This window comes from Streptomyces sp. 11x1 (genome assembly GCF_032598905.1).
Classification (GTDB): domain Bacteria; phylum Actinomycetota; class Actinomycetes; order Streptomycetales; family Streptomycetaceae; genus Streptomyces.
This window is the reverse complement of the sequence record NZ_CP122458.1, coordinates 7470676-7484213: the sequence shown is the minus strand read 5'-3', so window position 1 is coordinate 7484213 and position 13538 is coordinate 7470676. Positions and strand designations below refer to the sequence as shown.

Genomic DNA, 13538 nt, shown 5'->3' with positions numbered 1-13538 from the left:
GTCGTACCCGGGCTCGAATCTTTACATGACCTCCTCAAGCAAAGTGAGGCCGGGGGGTGTAACAAGTGAGCAACACGGGTATCTGTGGGGCTATTTCACGACCGATGCCCAGTCGGCCGGTGCCTGGGCCGGGTCGAGTCCGCGCAGGTTCGCCAGGGTCTCCGGCGACTGGACGTCCATCCAGTCGGCGAGTTCGTCGAAGGACACGCACTTCACGTCCTTCTTCACGCACACGGTCTTGATGACCTCGTCCACCGCGTTCATGTAGATGCCGCCGTTCCACTGCTCGAAGTGGTTGCCGATGAACAGGGGCGCCCGGCTGCCGTAGTACACGCGGTTGAAGCCGGCCATGTAGGTGTCGATGGTCTCCTGCTGCCAGGTCGGGTACATGGCCGGATCACCGTCGGTCTTGCCCTCGGACTGGTTGTAGAGGAAGTTGAAGTCCATCGACAGGGCCTGGTACTCGTCGTTGTACGGGAGCATCTGCAGCGGGAAGTCCCAGATGCCGTTCTTCTTGCCCGGCCACACCTGGAAGGCGCCCGGAGAGCTGGCGTCGTAGCGGTAGCCGAAGTCCTTGACGGCCTTGACGAGGCTCTCCTGACCCTCCAGACAGGGCGCGCGGCCGCCCTTGACGGCGTCGACGGTGAAGGGCAGCGGGTCGAGATCGGTGGCGCCGGTGTTGGTCTTCCAGTTGGCGAGGAAGGAGTTGAACTCCTTGATCTCCTGCTTCCACTCCGCGACGCTCCAGTCGCCGCCGCCCTTCTTCCCGCAGAAGTGGCCGTTGAAGTGGGTGCCTATCTCGTTGCCCTCCTTCCACGCCTCGCCGAGCTCCGCCAGGGTGGTGCGGATGTGCTCGTCGGTGGGGTAGCTGATCGCGGCGGCGCCCTTGTCGTGCTGCGGCGGGTCGTAGAGGTCCCGCTTCTCCTTGGGCAGCAGATAGATGCCGGTGAGGAAGAACGTCATGTGGGCGTCGTACTTCTTCGCCATCTCGCGGTAGTGATCGAAGAGGTTGTCGTCGCCCGCCAGCGCGCCGTCCCAGGAGAAGACGACGAACTGCGGCGGCTTCTCGCCCTTCTTGAGCGGCACGGCCTTCAACCGGCCCTTCTGCGGGCCGGTGTAGGAGGTGGAGCCGTCACCGATGACCTTGGTCTTGCCGTCCCAGACGGGTTCCTTCCTGGTGGTCCCCTTGTCGCTGCCGCCGCCGGCCGACGAAGCGGTCGGCGCGGTGTCGGCCGACCGGTTCAGCACCAGGTAGCCGCCGACCAGGGAGGCCACCACGAGGAGCGCCGCCACCGTCAGGAACTGCGGACGGGTGGTGCGGCGCTGCGGGCGCGCCTTGCGACGGCGGCCCTTGTGCGGCTTGCTGCCAGACTTCATGTACGGCTCATTCTGCGAGGGTGGCGGGTGCGGGTGCTCATCGGTGGTCAGCCGATCCTCATCGCACTGGACCAGATGTCGTAGGGGACCCCGGCGTTGGGTGTTCCGGCGATCCCGTCGAGCGGCAGCGGCTCCAGGCTCTTGGCCAGGTCGATGCGGTAGACGACGACGGCGGTCGATACCTCGTCGGCCGTTCCGACGTACCAGGCGGCCTTGTCGTCCTGGGTGGTCCCGCCCTTGGCGGCCACTTCGAAGGAGGCGGCACCGGGCGAGTTGGGGTGGGCGGCGCGGTAGGCGTCGGTGAGCGCCGAGGTGACCTCGGCGGCCACCTTGCCGCTCATCGCGCGCTTCGGCTTCGGGTTGTCCAGGGTGACCTTGGACCCGTTGTGGGTCACCTTCCGCACGGAGTACGGCTCGGTGTGCTTGCCCAGCGCGGCGAAGGTGCTGTAGCCGCTGGCCATACGGATCGCGCTGGGTGTGGCGCTGCCCACGGACAGCGCCGGCACCTGTGCGCCGAAGCTGGAGGAGAGCAGTCCGGCCGCCTCGGCGGTGCTTCGCACCTTTGCCAGACCGGTGTCCATGCCGAGCTGCATGAACGGGGTGTTCACCGACCGGGCGAGCGCGTCGTGCAGGGTGATCGGGCCCCAGGACTTCTTGCCGTCGTTGCGGGCGGAGACCTGGTCGCCGCCCCGGTCCCAGTAGGGCCCCTCGGGGGTGGTCACCGGCACGCCGTCGTTGCCGTCGTAGATCGTCTGCGGGGTGACAGGTGTAGCCCCGCCGCCGCGCTCCTTGACGACACCGTGTTCCAGCCCCGCCGCGTAGACGAAGGGGAGGAAGGCCGAGCCGGCCGGGACGGTGGTCGCGTTCGACTCGTTGAATCCCTGTCTGCGGTGGTCGGGGCCGCCGTAGACGGCGAGGATCCGGCCGTCGGCGGCGACCGAGGAGGCGCCGAAGTGCGCGGTCCGCGCCTGCTTCGGGTTGTCCTCGCGGACTTCCTTGCGGGCCTTGGTGACGGCGTCGGTCAGCTCGTTCTGCCGGTCCTTGTCGAAGGTCGTGTAGATCTGGTAGCCACCCCGGTCGAACTCCTGATCGCTGAGGTTCGCCGCCTTCTTCGCGTACTGGGAGGCCAGCTGCACCAGGTAGTCGCTCTGCTTGCCGGTGTCGTACTGGCTCGACTGTTCGATCGGCTCGGGGAACTTCGTGTACTTGGCGCGCTCGGCCTTGGACAGCTTGCCGATGTCCACCATCCGGTCCAGGATCCACTCCCAGCGATCGACCGCCCGTTCCCGGTTGGCCTTGCTCAGGGTGGGGTCGTAGAGGCCCGCGCCCTTGAGGAGGGAGGCGAGGACCGCGGCCTCGCTGACGTTCAGCTCGCTGACGTCCTTGGCGTAGTACGCCTGGGCGGCCCGCTGGATGCCGTAGGTGCCGCGGCCGAACCAGCTGGTGTTGAGGTAGCCCTCCAGGATCTCGTCCTTGCTCATCTGGTTGTCGAGCTTGAGGGCGAGCAACGCCTCGTCGAACTTGCGGCCGAGCGAGCGGTCCTGGGTCAGGTAGACGTTCTTGACGTACTGCTGGGTGATGGTCGAGCCACCCTGGGTGTCGCCCTCGCCGACGGTGCGCACCAGGGCGCGGGTGATGCCGCTCACGGAGATGCCGGGGTCGGAGTAGAAGCTCGCGTTCTCCGCCGCGAGGACCGCCCAGCGCACGTCCTGGGGGACGTCCTTCAGGGGCATCGCCTGCCGTCGCACCCAGCCGGTACGGGCCATGGGGGTGCCGTCGGACCAGAAGTACACGTTGTCCTGCTGGGTGGCGAAGGTGTTGAGGTCCTCCGGTATGTCCGTGGCGGCGTAGGCGACGGTCAGGAACATGCCGCTGATGCCCACGGCCAGCCCGGCGGCCCCCAGCGACTGCCGCCAGGACGGCACCCAGCGACGCCAGTCGGCACGGCCCGGACGGGGGTACTGCGGGCGCATCCGGCGGGCGAAGGGAGCGAACGGGGCCAGTCGCGCGCCGGCGACCGCGGTGAATCTGGCCAGAACCGACGGCCTGGGCGCCTTGCGTCTGCCGCGTCTGCCCGACGCCGACGGCTCCTGCGGGAGGTCGAACGTACCCGGCTCCAGCACCCGCAGCTGCATGGTCTCGTCCGCCGGGGCCGGCGGGAGCTTCAGCTGCATGGTGAGGTCGGACTCCTCCGGCACCCCCTCCTGCTGCCCCTTCCCCTTCCCCCGGCTAGCCACGGCGGGCCCCCGTACGCGGACGGCCCGAGCGGTGCCCAGCAACGATTCGGCGGTGCGCGGCAACCTTCCGCCCGCGCACGGCGACTATCCGACCGGGAGACGTGTCTCCCGATCGACCAAGGACAGCGGTCATGACTGTCCCCCCCCTCCCCACTTGGCACCGCCGCGCGGATGGTCACGGCCGCCACATCCGCGGCAGTGAGCCCCTTGTTCCCCCGGCCTCCCGGTCTCCACACGGCGACCACAAATTATCAGTCACTTTCACAAACGCTTCTGTCGGTAGCGTGAAATTTTGGCCACTGTGACCGACCAGGCAGAACGCGGCGCCCTTGCCGCCTCCCGAACGCCGGTTAGCCTGACCCCATGCCTCGCTACGAGTACCGCTGCCGGACCTGCGGCGACACCTTCGAACTGAGCCGCCCGATGGCCGAGTCCTCCGCCCCCGCGGACTGCCCCGAGGGCCACTCCGACACGGTCAAACTGCTGTCGACGGTCGCCGTCGGAGGGTCGGCCGCCGCGTCCGCCCCGGCGCCCCGGGCGGGCGGTGGTGGTGGCAGGTGCTGCGGTGGCGGCTGCTGCGGTTGATCAACACACCTCGATCAACGGACCCCGCCCCCCGAACGTTCACGCACCCCTCAGGCTCCCTTCAGCTTCGTTCGCCTAGCGTGCCCCCATGACAGCCATGCAAGCGGAGTCGATGAGCGGCGCGCCCCTGTGGATCATCGGTCTGATGGATCTGCTGGGGGCGCCGGGCGCGGGCCTCGCCGTGGCGCTGGAGAACCTCTTCCCACCGATCCCCAGCGAGGTCATCCTCCCCCTCGCCGGCTTCGCCGCGAGCACCGGGCAGATGAACCTCTTCGCCGCCCTGCTGTGGACCACCGCGGGCTCCGTGGTCGGCGCCCTCGCCCTCTACGGCGTCGGCGCCCTCATCGGCCGCGACCGCACGATCGCCATCGCCGCGAAGCTGCCCCTGGTCAAGGTATCGGACATCGAGAAGACGGAAGCCTGGTTCCTCAAACACGGCACCAAGGCGATCTTCTTCGGCCGGATGATCCCGGTCTTCCGCAGCCTCATCTCGGTCCCGGCCGGCGTGGAACGCATGCCCCTGCCCGTCTTCACCCTGCTGACCACTCTGGGCAGCGCCATCTGGAACACGATCTTCGTCCTGGCCGGCTACTTCCTGGGCGCCAACTGGACAGAGGTCACGGCGATCGTCTCGACGTACTCGAAGATCGTGCTGGGGGCGGCAGCCATAGCGGTTCTGGCATTCACACTGGCCCGCTTCCTGAAAAAGGACCGCGGCAGCCAGGGTCAAGGGGCGCGGGGCGCTGACACATGCGGCTCCGCCGCGCGGGCGCGACAAGCCACAGAGCACCCGCGGCCCGAAACGCACAGCACCCCCACCCCCTGACCGGCACAGTCACCCCCCGGAGGTCACCGCTCCCGACAGGCCCGCAAGAACTCCCGAAGAATCCGCTCCCCGGCCAACACCCCCCGCTCGGGCAGCGCACTCACCCCCGGCCCCAAGAACCCCGCCTCGGCCAGCTCCCCGTGCCCGGGCCGCCAGGCCCGATCCGCCGCGAGCAACAGATCCTCGTCGAGCAGGGAGTCCCCCGCGGCCAAGGTCAACTCGACCCCCGTCCGCCGAGCGACCTCCCTCATCGCCGCCGACTTGGTGAGCGGCTTCGGCACGGCGTAGAGCTTGCGCCCCTGCAGCGAGACGGTCCACCCGCGGTTCTCGGCCCAGACCGCGAGGTCCTTCACCCACTCCTCGGGGAGCAGCTCACGCTCGACGACGAGATAGACGAACAGCTCCTCCGCGACACGGTGCTTGCGCACCCACGCCGGGTGCGCCGTGGTCTCCAGGTGGTCCCGCACCTCGGCGAGCGGCGCGCACTCGTCCGCGAGCCGGGCGGTGACCCGCGTGTGCCAGTCGAGGTCCGTGGCCCCGTCCACCAGCAGGTGTCCGCCGTTGGCGCAGATCGCGTACGTCGGCTCCGGGCCCGGCAGATTGATCCGCTGGTACTGCTTGCGCGTCCGGGTCGTGGTCGGCACGAACACCGCCGTGTCGCCCAGCTCGGCCAGCAGCCCCGCGGCTGTCTCCGTCATGTACGACAGCGGCCTGCTCTCGTGAACCTCGACGGTGAGCAGCCGGGGCGCCCGCGCGTCCGGCATGGTCAGCGCGAGCGCGGCGGACGAGTAGATGAGCGTACGGTCGAGATCGCTCGCGACGAGAACCCTGGGGCCCGGCATCAGACCGCCACCGCCTTGCCGTCGGCGCCGGTGGCGCCCCGCGTGAACTTCGGGTGGATCAACCCCACGCATGTGTACGGCAGTTCGGCCACCTCTTCCACCGGTACCCCTCTCTGGTCGGCGAGCAGACGTACGTGGTCGAGGTCCGCGCCCGCCCCGGCCCGCGCGAGGATCTTCCACGGTACCCGGCGCAGCAGCACCCGAGTGGTCTCGCCGACACCGGGCTTGACCAGGTTGACGTCGTGGATCCCGTACTCCTCGCTGATCCGCTCGACGGCGGCCCAGCCCTCCCAGGTGGGAGTGCGGTCGGCGGCGAGCAGTTCCTTGGTCCGGACGTCGACCGCGTCCTCGACCTCCGGGAAGCGGGCGGTTATGGCGTCCAGGAAGTCCACCGACACATCGACGCCGGCCAGCTCCCGGTAGAACTTGGCACCGTGGAAGTCGTCGGGCCCGACGAGGTCCGCACGCAGCACGGTCCGTGAGATCAGCCCGGAGACGGTGGAGTTGAGGCAGGCGGAGGGGATCAGGAAGTCCTCCCGCGTGCCGTAGGTCCGCACGCACGAGCCCGGGTCGGCGAGGACGGCGATCTCGGGGTCGAACCCGGTGATGACGTCGGACGCCTCGAACTCCTCGATGGCGGCGGCGAGTTCCCGGGTGATCGCGCCCTTGCCGGTCCAGCCGTCGACGAACACGACGTCGGCGGGGTCGTGACGGTCGGCGAGCCAGCGCAGCGCGTTGGCGTCGATACCGCGGCCCCGCACGATGGACACGGCGTAGTGCGGCACCTCGATGTCGTGGCGGTGCCGCGCCCATCGCCGCATCAGCACGCCCACGGGCGTCCCGGCACGGGCCAGCGACACCAGGACGGGCGGCGCCGACCGCTCGGCCAGCACGGTCTCGGTGACCACGCCCACGGCGACGGCGATGCGTTCGGCGGACGTGTCGAGCGCGCTGTGGAAGAGGGCCTGGTACTGCTCGCTCGGCTGGTACTCGACCGGCAGGGACTCGGCGTAGTGCGCGCCCCCGCTCTGGATGGCCTCCTCCCGCTCCTCGGTGGGCGCCTCCAGCGTCACGTCGGAGAGGTCTTGCAGCAGCCAGCCCACCTCGTCGGCGGCGTAGGAGGAGAAGTCGGGGCCGCGGAGGGGCTCGGGGAGCATGGCTGGCCTTTCGGGGAAGTGCGGGGTCGGGGGCGCCGGCACGGTCGGCGGGACGTACGACGGGACCACGGCGAGGAGTACGCCGGGCACGTGGGCGGCGAGGGTGGCCAGCAGGCCGGCGTCGGCGTGCAGTGCGGCCGTGTCCGCGACCGAGTCGACGACCGCGACCACCGCGTCGAAGCCGCCGCCGGCCACGTTGTAGGCGTACCGCTCCCCCGGCCCGTCCGCCGGGTCGTCGTGGGCCGGGAAGACAAGGCGGCTGCGTATCGCGTAGCCGGGGTCGTCGACGGCGAGGACGGGCGACCGCGTGGTGGTGGAGAACCGTATCTCCAGCCCTTCCGCGGCCGACTTCTCCAGCTCCCGGGCGAGCGCCAGCGGGGCGTACATCAGCTCCTCGAAACCGAGCACGAGCACCCGGCGGGCCCCCGGCGGCAGCGCCTCGGCGAGGCGCGCGGCCATCGCGGGCAACGCGCTCTTCAGCCGTGCCCGATGCGCAGGGGTGAAGCCGTGCCGCCCCCCGTCGGGCACGCCGACGGGCCAGCCCAGCTCGACCCGCGTGACCCCGGCCGCCGTAGCCCCAGCCGTGGCGACGCCCGTGCCCGTGCCCACGCCCGCAGCCGGACCGGCATCCGTGCTCGCGGCCGCCGCGCCTTCGTACATCGCCACGAGCGCCTGTCCCTTCTCCAGCACCCCCTCCGGCAGCCGCACGGTCCCCTTCGCCGCGGTCACCAGGTCGACGCGCGCCCCGATCTCCCGGGCGAACGCGGCCAGCCGCCCCTGGTCGGCGGCCGACCGCATGTCGACCAGTGCCACCACGACGTACCTCTCCCGCGGATACCGCTCGTGCAGCGCGCGGATGGTGTTGAGGACCGTGTTCCCGGTGGAGAACTCGTCGTCGACGAGCACCAGCGGCCCCGGCCCCGCGAGCAGCGCGGGGTCCTCCGGCAGCAGCAGGTGCGAGGTCGCGTGGGAGTGGGACTCCTCGAAGCCCCCGGCCTGGGCGACCCCCTCGACGGGACGCCGGGTGGAGTGGAGGTAGGGCGCCTCGCCCACCCCGTCCGCGACGGAGTGCCCGAGCCCGGTGGCGGTCTCGGCGTACCCGAGGACGACCGCGGCCCGCGCCCCGTCCTCCCCAAGCAGCTGCCGCACCCGGCGGCCGAGCGCGAACCCGTGCCCGTGGACGACGGCCGGGGACTGCGGCACATGCTTGCCGAGGACGTTCGACACCAGCAGATGCGCCCGCTTGGGATTGCGCCGCAAAGCGAGCCCCAGGAGCCCGGTCAGCTCCTCGTTTCCGACCAGTTCGACGCCGAGCCGTTCACGGACCCAGGCCCCGGACCAGACTCCGCCACGGGCCCCGGTCGTGTCGTTCGCTGCGTTGTTCATCGATTCCTTAGTCGGTACGGCGATCGGTACGGCCCGTGGATGGCCGGGCGAGTGCGGCGGTCAGTCGGGCAGGCCCGCGGCCAGCAGGTCCACGAACCCGATGTCCTCGTTGGCGACACCGAACACCTCGGCGCGCTGCAGAACCCTTTCCGCCCAGGCGCGGTGCGGCTTGACCTCGTTCATCTTGTTCCGGGAGGCCGAGCGCAGGACACCGCCCCCGTGGCGGTCGGGCCGCACGATGTCCTGGGCGTCGCCGTACTCCTCGTGGCTGACCACGGACAGCGCGTGCACCGGCAGCACGTGCGAGGGATGGATGCAGGTCTTGCCGAGCAGCCCGTTGGCCTGGTCGAGGGAGATCTCGCGCAGCAGACCGTCCAGCGCGTGCTCGATGAGCGACTCGCGCAGTTCCCCGGCCCGGTTCGCCAGGAAGGGGCTGGTGCGCAGCTGCGGCTTGAACATCCGCTCCTGGACCCGGAAGTACTCCCACACCGGCCCGGTCACCGTGAACCCGGTGCCGTCGGCGCGGCCGAGCACGTTCACCACGTCGGCGATCACGGAGGCGACGATCTGGACGTCGTACGCGGTCATGTCCGGTGCCCGGCGCAGCGCGTAGGAGGAGCAGAAGTCGGTGACGCCCAGACGCAGCGCGAGGACGCGGTCGCGGTACTTGTCGACGGTGTGGGCGATGCCCTGGAGCGCCTCTACGCGCGTCTCCCGGTACATCAGCTCGGGCGATTCGAGGACCGGCATCCCGAACAGCCGCCGTCCGCTCGCGGCCTCGGCGGCGGTGAGCGCCTCCAGGAAGGCCACGCCCCGTTCCTCGGTGAACTTGGGGAACACGAAACCGGACAGCAGCCGCACGGCCGGGCCGAACCGCCTGACCAGGTCGGGTATCTGCTCGGGGAGGCGGACCCTGATGAAGAGCAGCGGAAGCTCGACGTCCGGCCGGTCGGCGAGGTCGGTGAGGTCGGTGAACTGCCGGACGAGGTTCTCCTCGGCGCCCACGACCTCGGCGTCGTCGATGGAGTCCTCCAGGCAGAGCACCATGGAGACCACACCGCGACCGGCCTGCTTGACGATGTCGTCGGCGAGCCGCTCCCGGGTCGCCGGGCTGTAGAGCGTGGCACCGAGCGCGGCGGCGAGCACCCGGGCCGGGGAGTCGGCGTCGAAGACGCCGGGCTCCCGGTGGAAGAGACGCCGCCGCTCCTCAGGGGCTATGTGCCCGAAATGACGCATGTGGTTCCCCCGCGCTTGCTCGGCATCCGGTCACGATCGTGGCCGGTAATAGTACGTACAAATGTGTGACATCAGTTCCCGGCCGGCGTGAAGTTCTGGTAACCCGGCGGTGTCGGGCGCTGAACGTTCTCATCGGCGGTTCGCCGCCCCCGCGTTGTCGTGATCAGGACCGAGAGGGCAGGATGACCGCATGACGCACGCGATGCTGAAGGGGTCGAACGTCCCCGTAGAAGCCACGGCGGTCCGCGCCGTGCTGCGCTGGGCGCCGGGGCAGGACGCCCCGGACGTCGACGCCTCGGCGCTGCTCCTCGGCCCCGACGGCCGCGTACGGTCCGACGAGGACTTCGTCTTCTACAACCAACCACGCCACCCCTCGGGCAAGGTGTGGCGACTCGGCAAAAAGCGTGTGGCCGAGGGCCTCACCGACACCATCCAGACCGATCTGGCCGGTGTCGAGTCCGCCGTCGGCCAGATTCTCCTCGTGGCCTCCGCCGACGACGCCTCCGGGCAACCCGTCGCCTTCGGCCGCGTACGGTCCCTGCGCATTCTGCTGTACGACGCCACCGTCGCGGACGCCGAACCTCTGGCGTATTTCGACATCAAGCCGGAGACCGGCGACGAGACCGCCCTGATCTGCGGCGAGCTCTACCGCCGGGGCGGCGGCTGGAAGTTCCGCGCCCTGGGCGAGGGCTACACCAACGGCCTCCAGGGCCTCGCCATGGACTTCGGCATCTCGGTCGACGAGTCGGAGGCGGCGGCCGCGACGGCCGACGAGGCCGCCACGACCCAGACCCCGGCCCCGGAGATCTCGGCCCCGCTGCCCCCTGAGCAGCCCCCGACGGGCGTTCCGTCCCAGCCCGCGTACGGCTACCCCCCGGCGGCCCCGACCCAGCAGTCGAGCTACGGCTACCCCCACCCGCAGCCGACCCCCGCCACCACCAACGGCCCTGCCTACGGCTACCCGCAGCCCACGGCGGCGGCCCCGGACCCGAACTTCCGGCTCCCCCCGCAGGGCCCGCAGTTCATCGGCCGCTGAGGGGCCCCAGGGGGCGCGTCAGCGCCCGCAAGGGGCGCGGGGAACCGCTCAGGGCCCGTGTCAGCGCTCCGCCTTGGTCTTGTAGCCCCGCCCCCACTGCAGCCCCCACCCGTACAACCGGTCGAGCTCGGCCTGGAAGCCGTAGACGAACTTCACCTCCCGGCGGACGGTGATCTCGCCCTTGACGTTCTCGATCATCACCACCGCACAGGACCGGGCCTGCGGATGCCGCTCGTCCAGGCCTATCTCGATCCGCGGCCCGTTGCTCGGGTACAGCGTCACGATCGCGTGCGTACGGTCGAAGGCCGGCGTCTGGTCGTAGATGTAGACGAAGACCAGCATCCGCTTGAACTGGTCCCGGTGGTCCAGGTTGATGTACATCGTCTCGCCGGACCCGGAGCCGAACCGGTCGTCCCCGCTCAGCCGCATGTACGGCGCCTCGTTGATGTCGCCGAGGAAGCCGCCCAGCGGCTGGACGACCCCCTTGGTCCCGTCGGCCAGTTCGTAGAGGCAGCCGAGGTCCAGGTCGACGTTCACCATGCTCTGGCTGTGCGCCTGCACCTCCTCCGGCTTGAGCGCCTTGAAGGGGTGCCGCAGCACGCTCTGCCGCTTGGGCGCGCCGATGTCGGAGGTCCGCATCCGCCAGGACAGGTTGACCCGCAGATGGCCGGCGGCCGCGTTCTGCTTGGAGAGGGACACCTTCTGGTGCCGCTTGGTCAGCTCGATCGCGTTGGTCGCCGCGTTGCCCGCGTCGAACTCCGAGGCCCGCCCGCGCCACAGGTTGTCCAGAAAACTCATGCCCGCCCCACACCTGCCGTGTCGTCGCGTCAACCACCGACGGGGCGGCCGACGAGGACGCATCCTCGTCGGCCGCCCCGCTCAGAGCCTGCCCTCACCACACGGGTGATCACACCCCGGAGGAGACCTCCGCCTTGTCGGCGGCGTCAGCTTTTCCCTCTTCGGCCACCAGCGCCTTGTTGCGGCGGACGGAGGACCAGAAGGACCAGCCGATCAGGAGGACACCGATGAGACCGGTGATGATCTCGTTGATCTCGTACTGGATGGTGATGAGGAGGATCGCGGCGAGGGCGCCGATCGCGTAGTGCGCGCCGTGCTCCAGGTACACGTAGTCGTCGAGGGTGCCCTGGCGGACCAGGTACACGGTCAGCGACCGGACGTACATCGCGCCGACACCGAGGCCCAGTGCCATCAGGACGATGTCGTTGGTGATGGCGAAGGCGCCGATGACGCCGTCGAAGGAGAAGGACGCGTCCAGGACCTCCAGGTAGAGGAAGAGGAAGAACGCGGCCTTGCCCGCGAGGGCGACGGCCGAACGTGGCTTGCCGCTGCGGGCGGCCGCTTCCTCCTCCTCGTGCTCGCGCTCCTCGTCCTCCTCCAGCTTGTTCTCGAAGTAGCCCGAGAGTCCGCCGACGACGAGGTAGGTGATGAGGCCCGCGAGGCCGGAGATCAGGACCGTCTGTGCCTTGTCGACATGGGCGCCGCCGTGCTGGTGGGCGTTGGTCGCGAAGGTCATCGACGTGATCAGCAGGACGATCATGGCGATGCAGGCCGACAGCATGTCGATCTTGCCGAGCTTGGACAGCGGGCGCTCCAGCCAGGCGAGCCACTGGTACTCCCGCTCCTCGAAGATGAAGTCGAGGAAGATCATCAGCAGGAACATGCCGCCGAAGGCCGCGATCGACGGGTGGGCGTCGGTCACCAGCTGCTGGTACTGGTCCTTGTCGGTCAGCGCCAGGTCGACGGCCTCGATCGGCCCCAGTTTGGCGCTGACGGCGACGATCACGACGGGGAAGACCAGCCGCATGCCGAAGACGGCGATCAGGATGCCGATGGTGAGGAAGATCTTCTGCCAGAAGGCATTCATCTTCTTCAGGATCCCGGCGTTGACCACCGCGTTGTCGAACGACAGCGAGATCTCCAGGATGCACAGGATCGCGACGAGCCCGAGCGCCGTCCATCCGTCATAGAGAACAGCTGCTACCAAGCCGAGCGCGGTGACCGCGAACGACCAGCCGAAGGTTTTCAGAACCACTGGCTACCCAATCGTGTGTGTACGGGGTTCCCCCGCGCCGCGCGCGGCTTTGCGAAACTTTGAACCCGAAGTCTAGTCGGGCACCCCTCGCACCCCACACGGCCCCGGCTTTTGCGCATATAGCGCTACGAGACGTTCACCCCGAAGTCGAGGGCGATGCCCCGCAGGCCGGACGCGTACCCCTGTCCCACCGCGCGGAACTTCCACTCGCCGCCATAGCGGTAGACCTCACCGAAGATCATCGCGGTCTCGGTGGAGGCGTCCTCGGAGAGGTCGTAGCGGGCGAGTTCCTGGCCGTCGGCCTGGTTGACCACACGGATGAAGGCGTTGCTGACCTGCCCGAAGGCCTGGCCGCGGTTCTCGGCGTCATGAATGGAGACCGGAAAGACGATCTTGTCGACGGCGGCCGGCACCCGGGAGAGGTCGATGATCAGCGACTCGTCGTCGCCGTCCCCCTCGCCGGTGAGGTTGTCGCCGGTGTGCTCGACCGAGCCGTCCGGGCTCTTGAGGTTGTTGTAGAAGACGAACCACTCGTCCCCCAGCACCCGGCCGCCCTGGCACAGCAGCGCGCTGGCGTCGAGGTCGAAGGGGGCTCCGGTGGTGGTCCGGACGTCCCAGCCGAGCCCGACCAACACTTGTGTGAGGTTCGGCGCGGCCTTGGAGAGGGAGACATTGCCTCCCTTGGCGAGTGTGACGCCCATGGTGCTGGTCCTCCCCGATTTTCGAGCTGCAGTTGCTCAACTGTTCAGTTGTTCCGTACGCGGGCCCACCCGGGCCCGCGTACGAGCGCGTCCGGCGCCGCG

General features: G+C 69.6%; 11 protein-coding genes. 3 read left to right on the top strand and 8 right to left on the bottom strand.

The features are described 5' to 3' along the window. Positions 1 to 90: 90 nt before the first annotated feature. Both P8T65_RS32855 and P8T65_RS32850 read right to left on the bottom strand, forming a co-directional pair. Complete coding sequence (locus tag P8T65_RS32855; protein ID WP_316728816.1) at positions 91 to 1377, bottom strand: hypothetical protein; 1287 nt, start codon at positions 1375 to 1377, stop codon at positions 91 to 93. A 47-nt stretch (positions 1378 to 1424) separates the two neighbouring features. After that, a complete protein-coding gene (locus P8T65_RS32850) occupies positions 1425 to 3551 on the bottom strand; it encodes a transglycosylase domain-containing protein (RefSeq protein ID WP_316731808.1) in 2127 nt (708 codons plus the stop codon). 426 nt (positions 3552 to 3977) lie between these two features. Here P8T65_RS32850 and P8T65_RS32845 point away from each other — a divergent pair, with 426 nt between their 5' ends. Further along, complete coding sequence (locus P8T65_RS32845; RefSeq protein WP_316728815.1) at positions 3978 to 4199, top strand: zinc ribbon domain-containing protein; 222 nt, start codon at positions 3978 to 3980, stop codon at positions 4197 to 4199. 97 nt (positions 4200 to 4296) lie between these two features. Next, complete coding sequence (locus P8T65_RS32840) at positions 4297 to 5025, top strand: DedA family protein (protein ID WP_399103298.1); 729 nt, start codon at positions 4297 to 4299, stop codon at positions 5023 to 5025. A 23-nt stretch (positions 5026 to 5048) separates the two neighbouring features. Here P8T65_RS32840 and P8T65_RS32835 read toward each other — a convergent pair whose 3' ends face one another. The 3 genes from P8T65_RS32835 to P8T65_RS32825 are packed head-to-tail and all read right to left on the bottom strand — an operon-like array spanning position 5049 to position 9646. Continuing rightward, positions 5049 to 5867 (bottom strand): HAD family hydrolase, encoded by an 819-nt coding sequence (locus tag P8T65_RS32835; RefSeq protein ID WP_316728812.1) that lies wholly within the window; start codon positions 5865 to 5867, stop codon positions 5049 to 5051. Next, positions 5867 to 8410, bottom strand: coding sequence for a phosphoribosyltransferase (locus P8T65_RS32830; protein ID WP_316728810.1), 2544 nt, complete (start codon positions 8408 to 8410; stop codon positions 5867 to 5869). The genes P8T65_RS32835 and P8T65_RS32830 overlap by 1 nt, the downstream gene beginning before the upstream one ends. 60 nt (positions 8411 to 8470) lie before the next feature. Next, entirely contained in the window at positions 8471 to 9646 is a 1176-nt protein-coding gene (locus P8T65_RS32825; protein ID WP_316728809.1) for an HpcH/HpaI aldolase/citrate lyase family protein, read from the bottom strand. 190 nt (positions 9647 to 9836) lie between these two features. Here P8T65_RS32825 and P8T65_RS32820 point away from each other — a divergent pair, with 190 nt between their 5' ends. Beyond that, the gene (locus P8T65_RS32820; RefSeq protein ID WP_316728808.1) at positions 9837 to 10682 is read left to right on the top strand and encodes a TerD family protein; all 846 of its coding nucleotides are present in this window, start codon (positions 9837 to 9839) and stop codon (positions 10680 to 10682) included. Positions 10683 to 10742: 60 nt separating this feature from the next. Here P8T65_RS32820 and P8T65_RS32815 read toward each other — a convergent pair whose 3' ends face one another. The 3 genes from P8T65_RS32815 to P8T65_RS32805 all read right to left on the bottom strand — a co-directional run bounded on the left by P8T65_RS32815 (position 10743) and on the right by P8T65_RS32805 (position 13436). Then, positions 10743 to 11480, bottom strand: coding sequence for a Tellurium resistance (locus P8T65_RS32815; RefSeq protein ID WP_184894673.1), 738 nt, complete (start codon positions 11478 to 11480; stop codon positions 10743 to 10745). Positions 11481 to 11589: 109 nt separating this feature from the next. Next, positions 11590 to 12735, bottom strand: coding sequence for a DUF475 domain-containing protein (locus tag P8T65_RS32810; protein ID WP_316728807.1), 1146 nt, complete (start codon positions 12733 to 12735; stop codon positions 11590 to 11592). Between the two features lie 125 nt (positions 12736 to 12860). After that, on the bottom strand, positions 12861 to 13436 hold the full coding sequence (locus P8T65_RS32805) for a TerD family protein (protein ID WP_184894669.1): 576 nt from the start codon (positions 13434 to 13436) through the stop codon (positions 12861 to 12863). Between the last annotated feature and the right edge of the window lie 102 nt (positions 13437 to 13538).

Bases quoted from the DNA above. Each gene is read 5' to 3' on its own strand.
- P8T65_RS32840 (WP_399103298.1), top strand. From the start codon at position 4,297: ATGCAAGCGGAGTCGATGAGCGGCGCGCCCCTGTGGATCATCGGTCTG.
- P8T65_RS32855 (WP_316728816.1), bottom strand. From the start codon at position 1,377: ATGAAGTCTGGCAGCAAGCCGCACAAGGGCCGCCGTCGCAAGGCGCGC.
- P8T65_RS32830 (WP_316728810.1), bottom strand. From the start codon at position 8,410: ATGAACAACGCAGCGAACGACACGACCGGGGCCCGTGGCGGAGTCTGG.
- P8T65_RS32805 (WP_184894669.1), bottom strand. From the start codon at position 13,436: ATGGGCGTCACACTCGCCAAGGGAGGCAATGTCTCCCTCTCCAAGGCC.
- P8T65_RS32835 (WP_316728812.1), bottom strand. From the start codon at position 5,867: ATGCCGGGCCCCAGGGTTCTCGTCGCGAGCGATCTCGACCGTACGCTC.
- P8T65_RS32825 (WP_316728809.1), bottom strand. From the start codon at position 9,646: ATGCGTCATTTCGGGCACATAGCCCCTGAGGAGCGGCGGCGTCTCTTC.
- P8T65_RS32850 (WP_316731808.1), bottom strand. From the start codon at position 3,551: ATGCAGCTGAAGCTCCCGCCGGCCCCGGCGGACGAGACCATGCAGCTG.
- P8T65_RS32845 (WP_316728815.1), top strand. From the start codon at position 3,978: ATGCCTCGCTACGAGTACCGCTGCCGGACCTGCGGCGACACCTTCGAA.
- P8T65_RS32820 (WP_316728808.1), top strand. From the start codon at position 9,837: ATGACGCACGCGATGCTGAAGGGGTCGAACGTCCCCGTAGAAGCCACG.
- P8T65_RS32815 (WP_184894673.1), bottom strand. From the start codon at position 11,480: ATGAGTTTTCTGGACAACCTGTGGCGCGGGCGGGCCTCGGAGTTCGAC.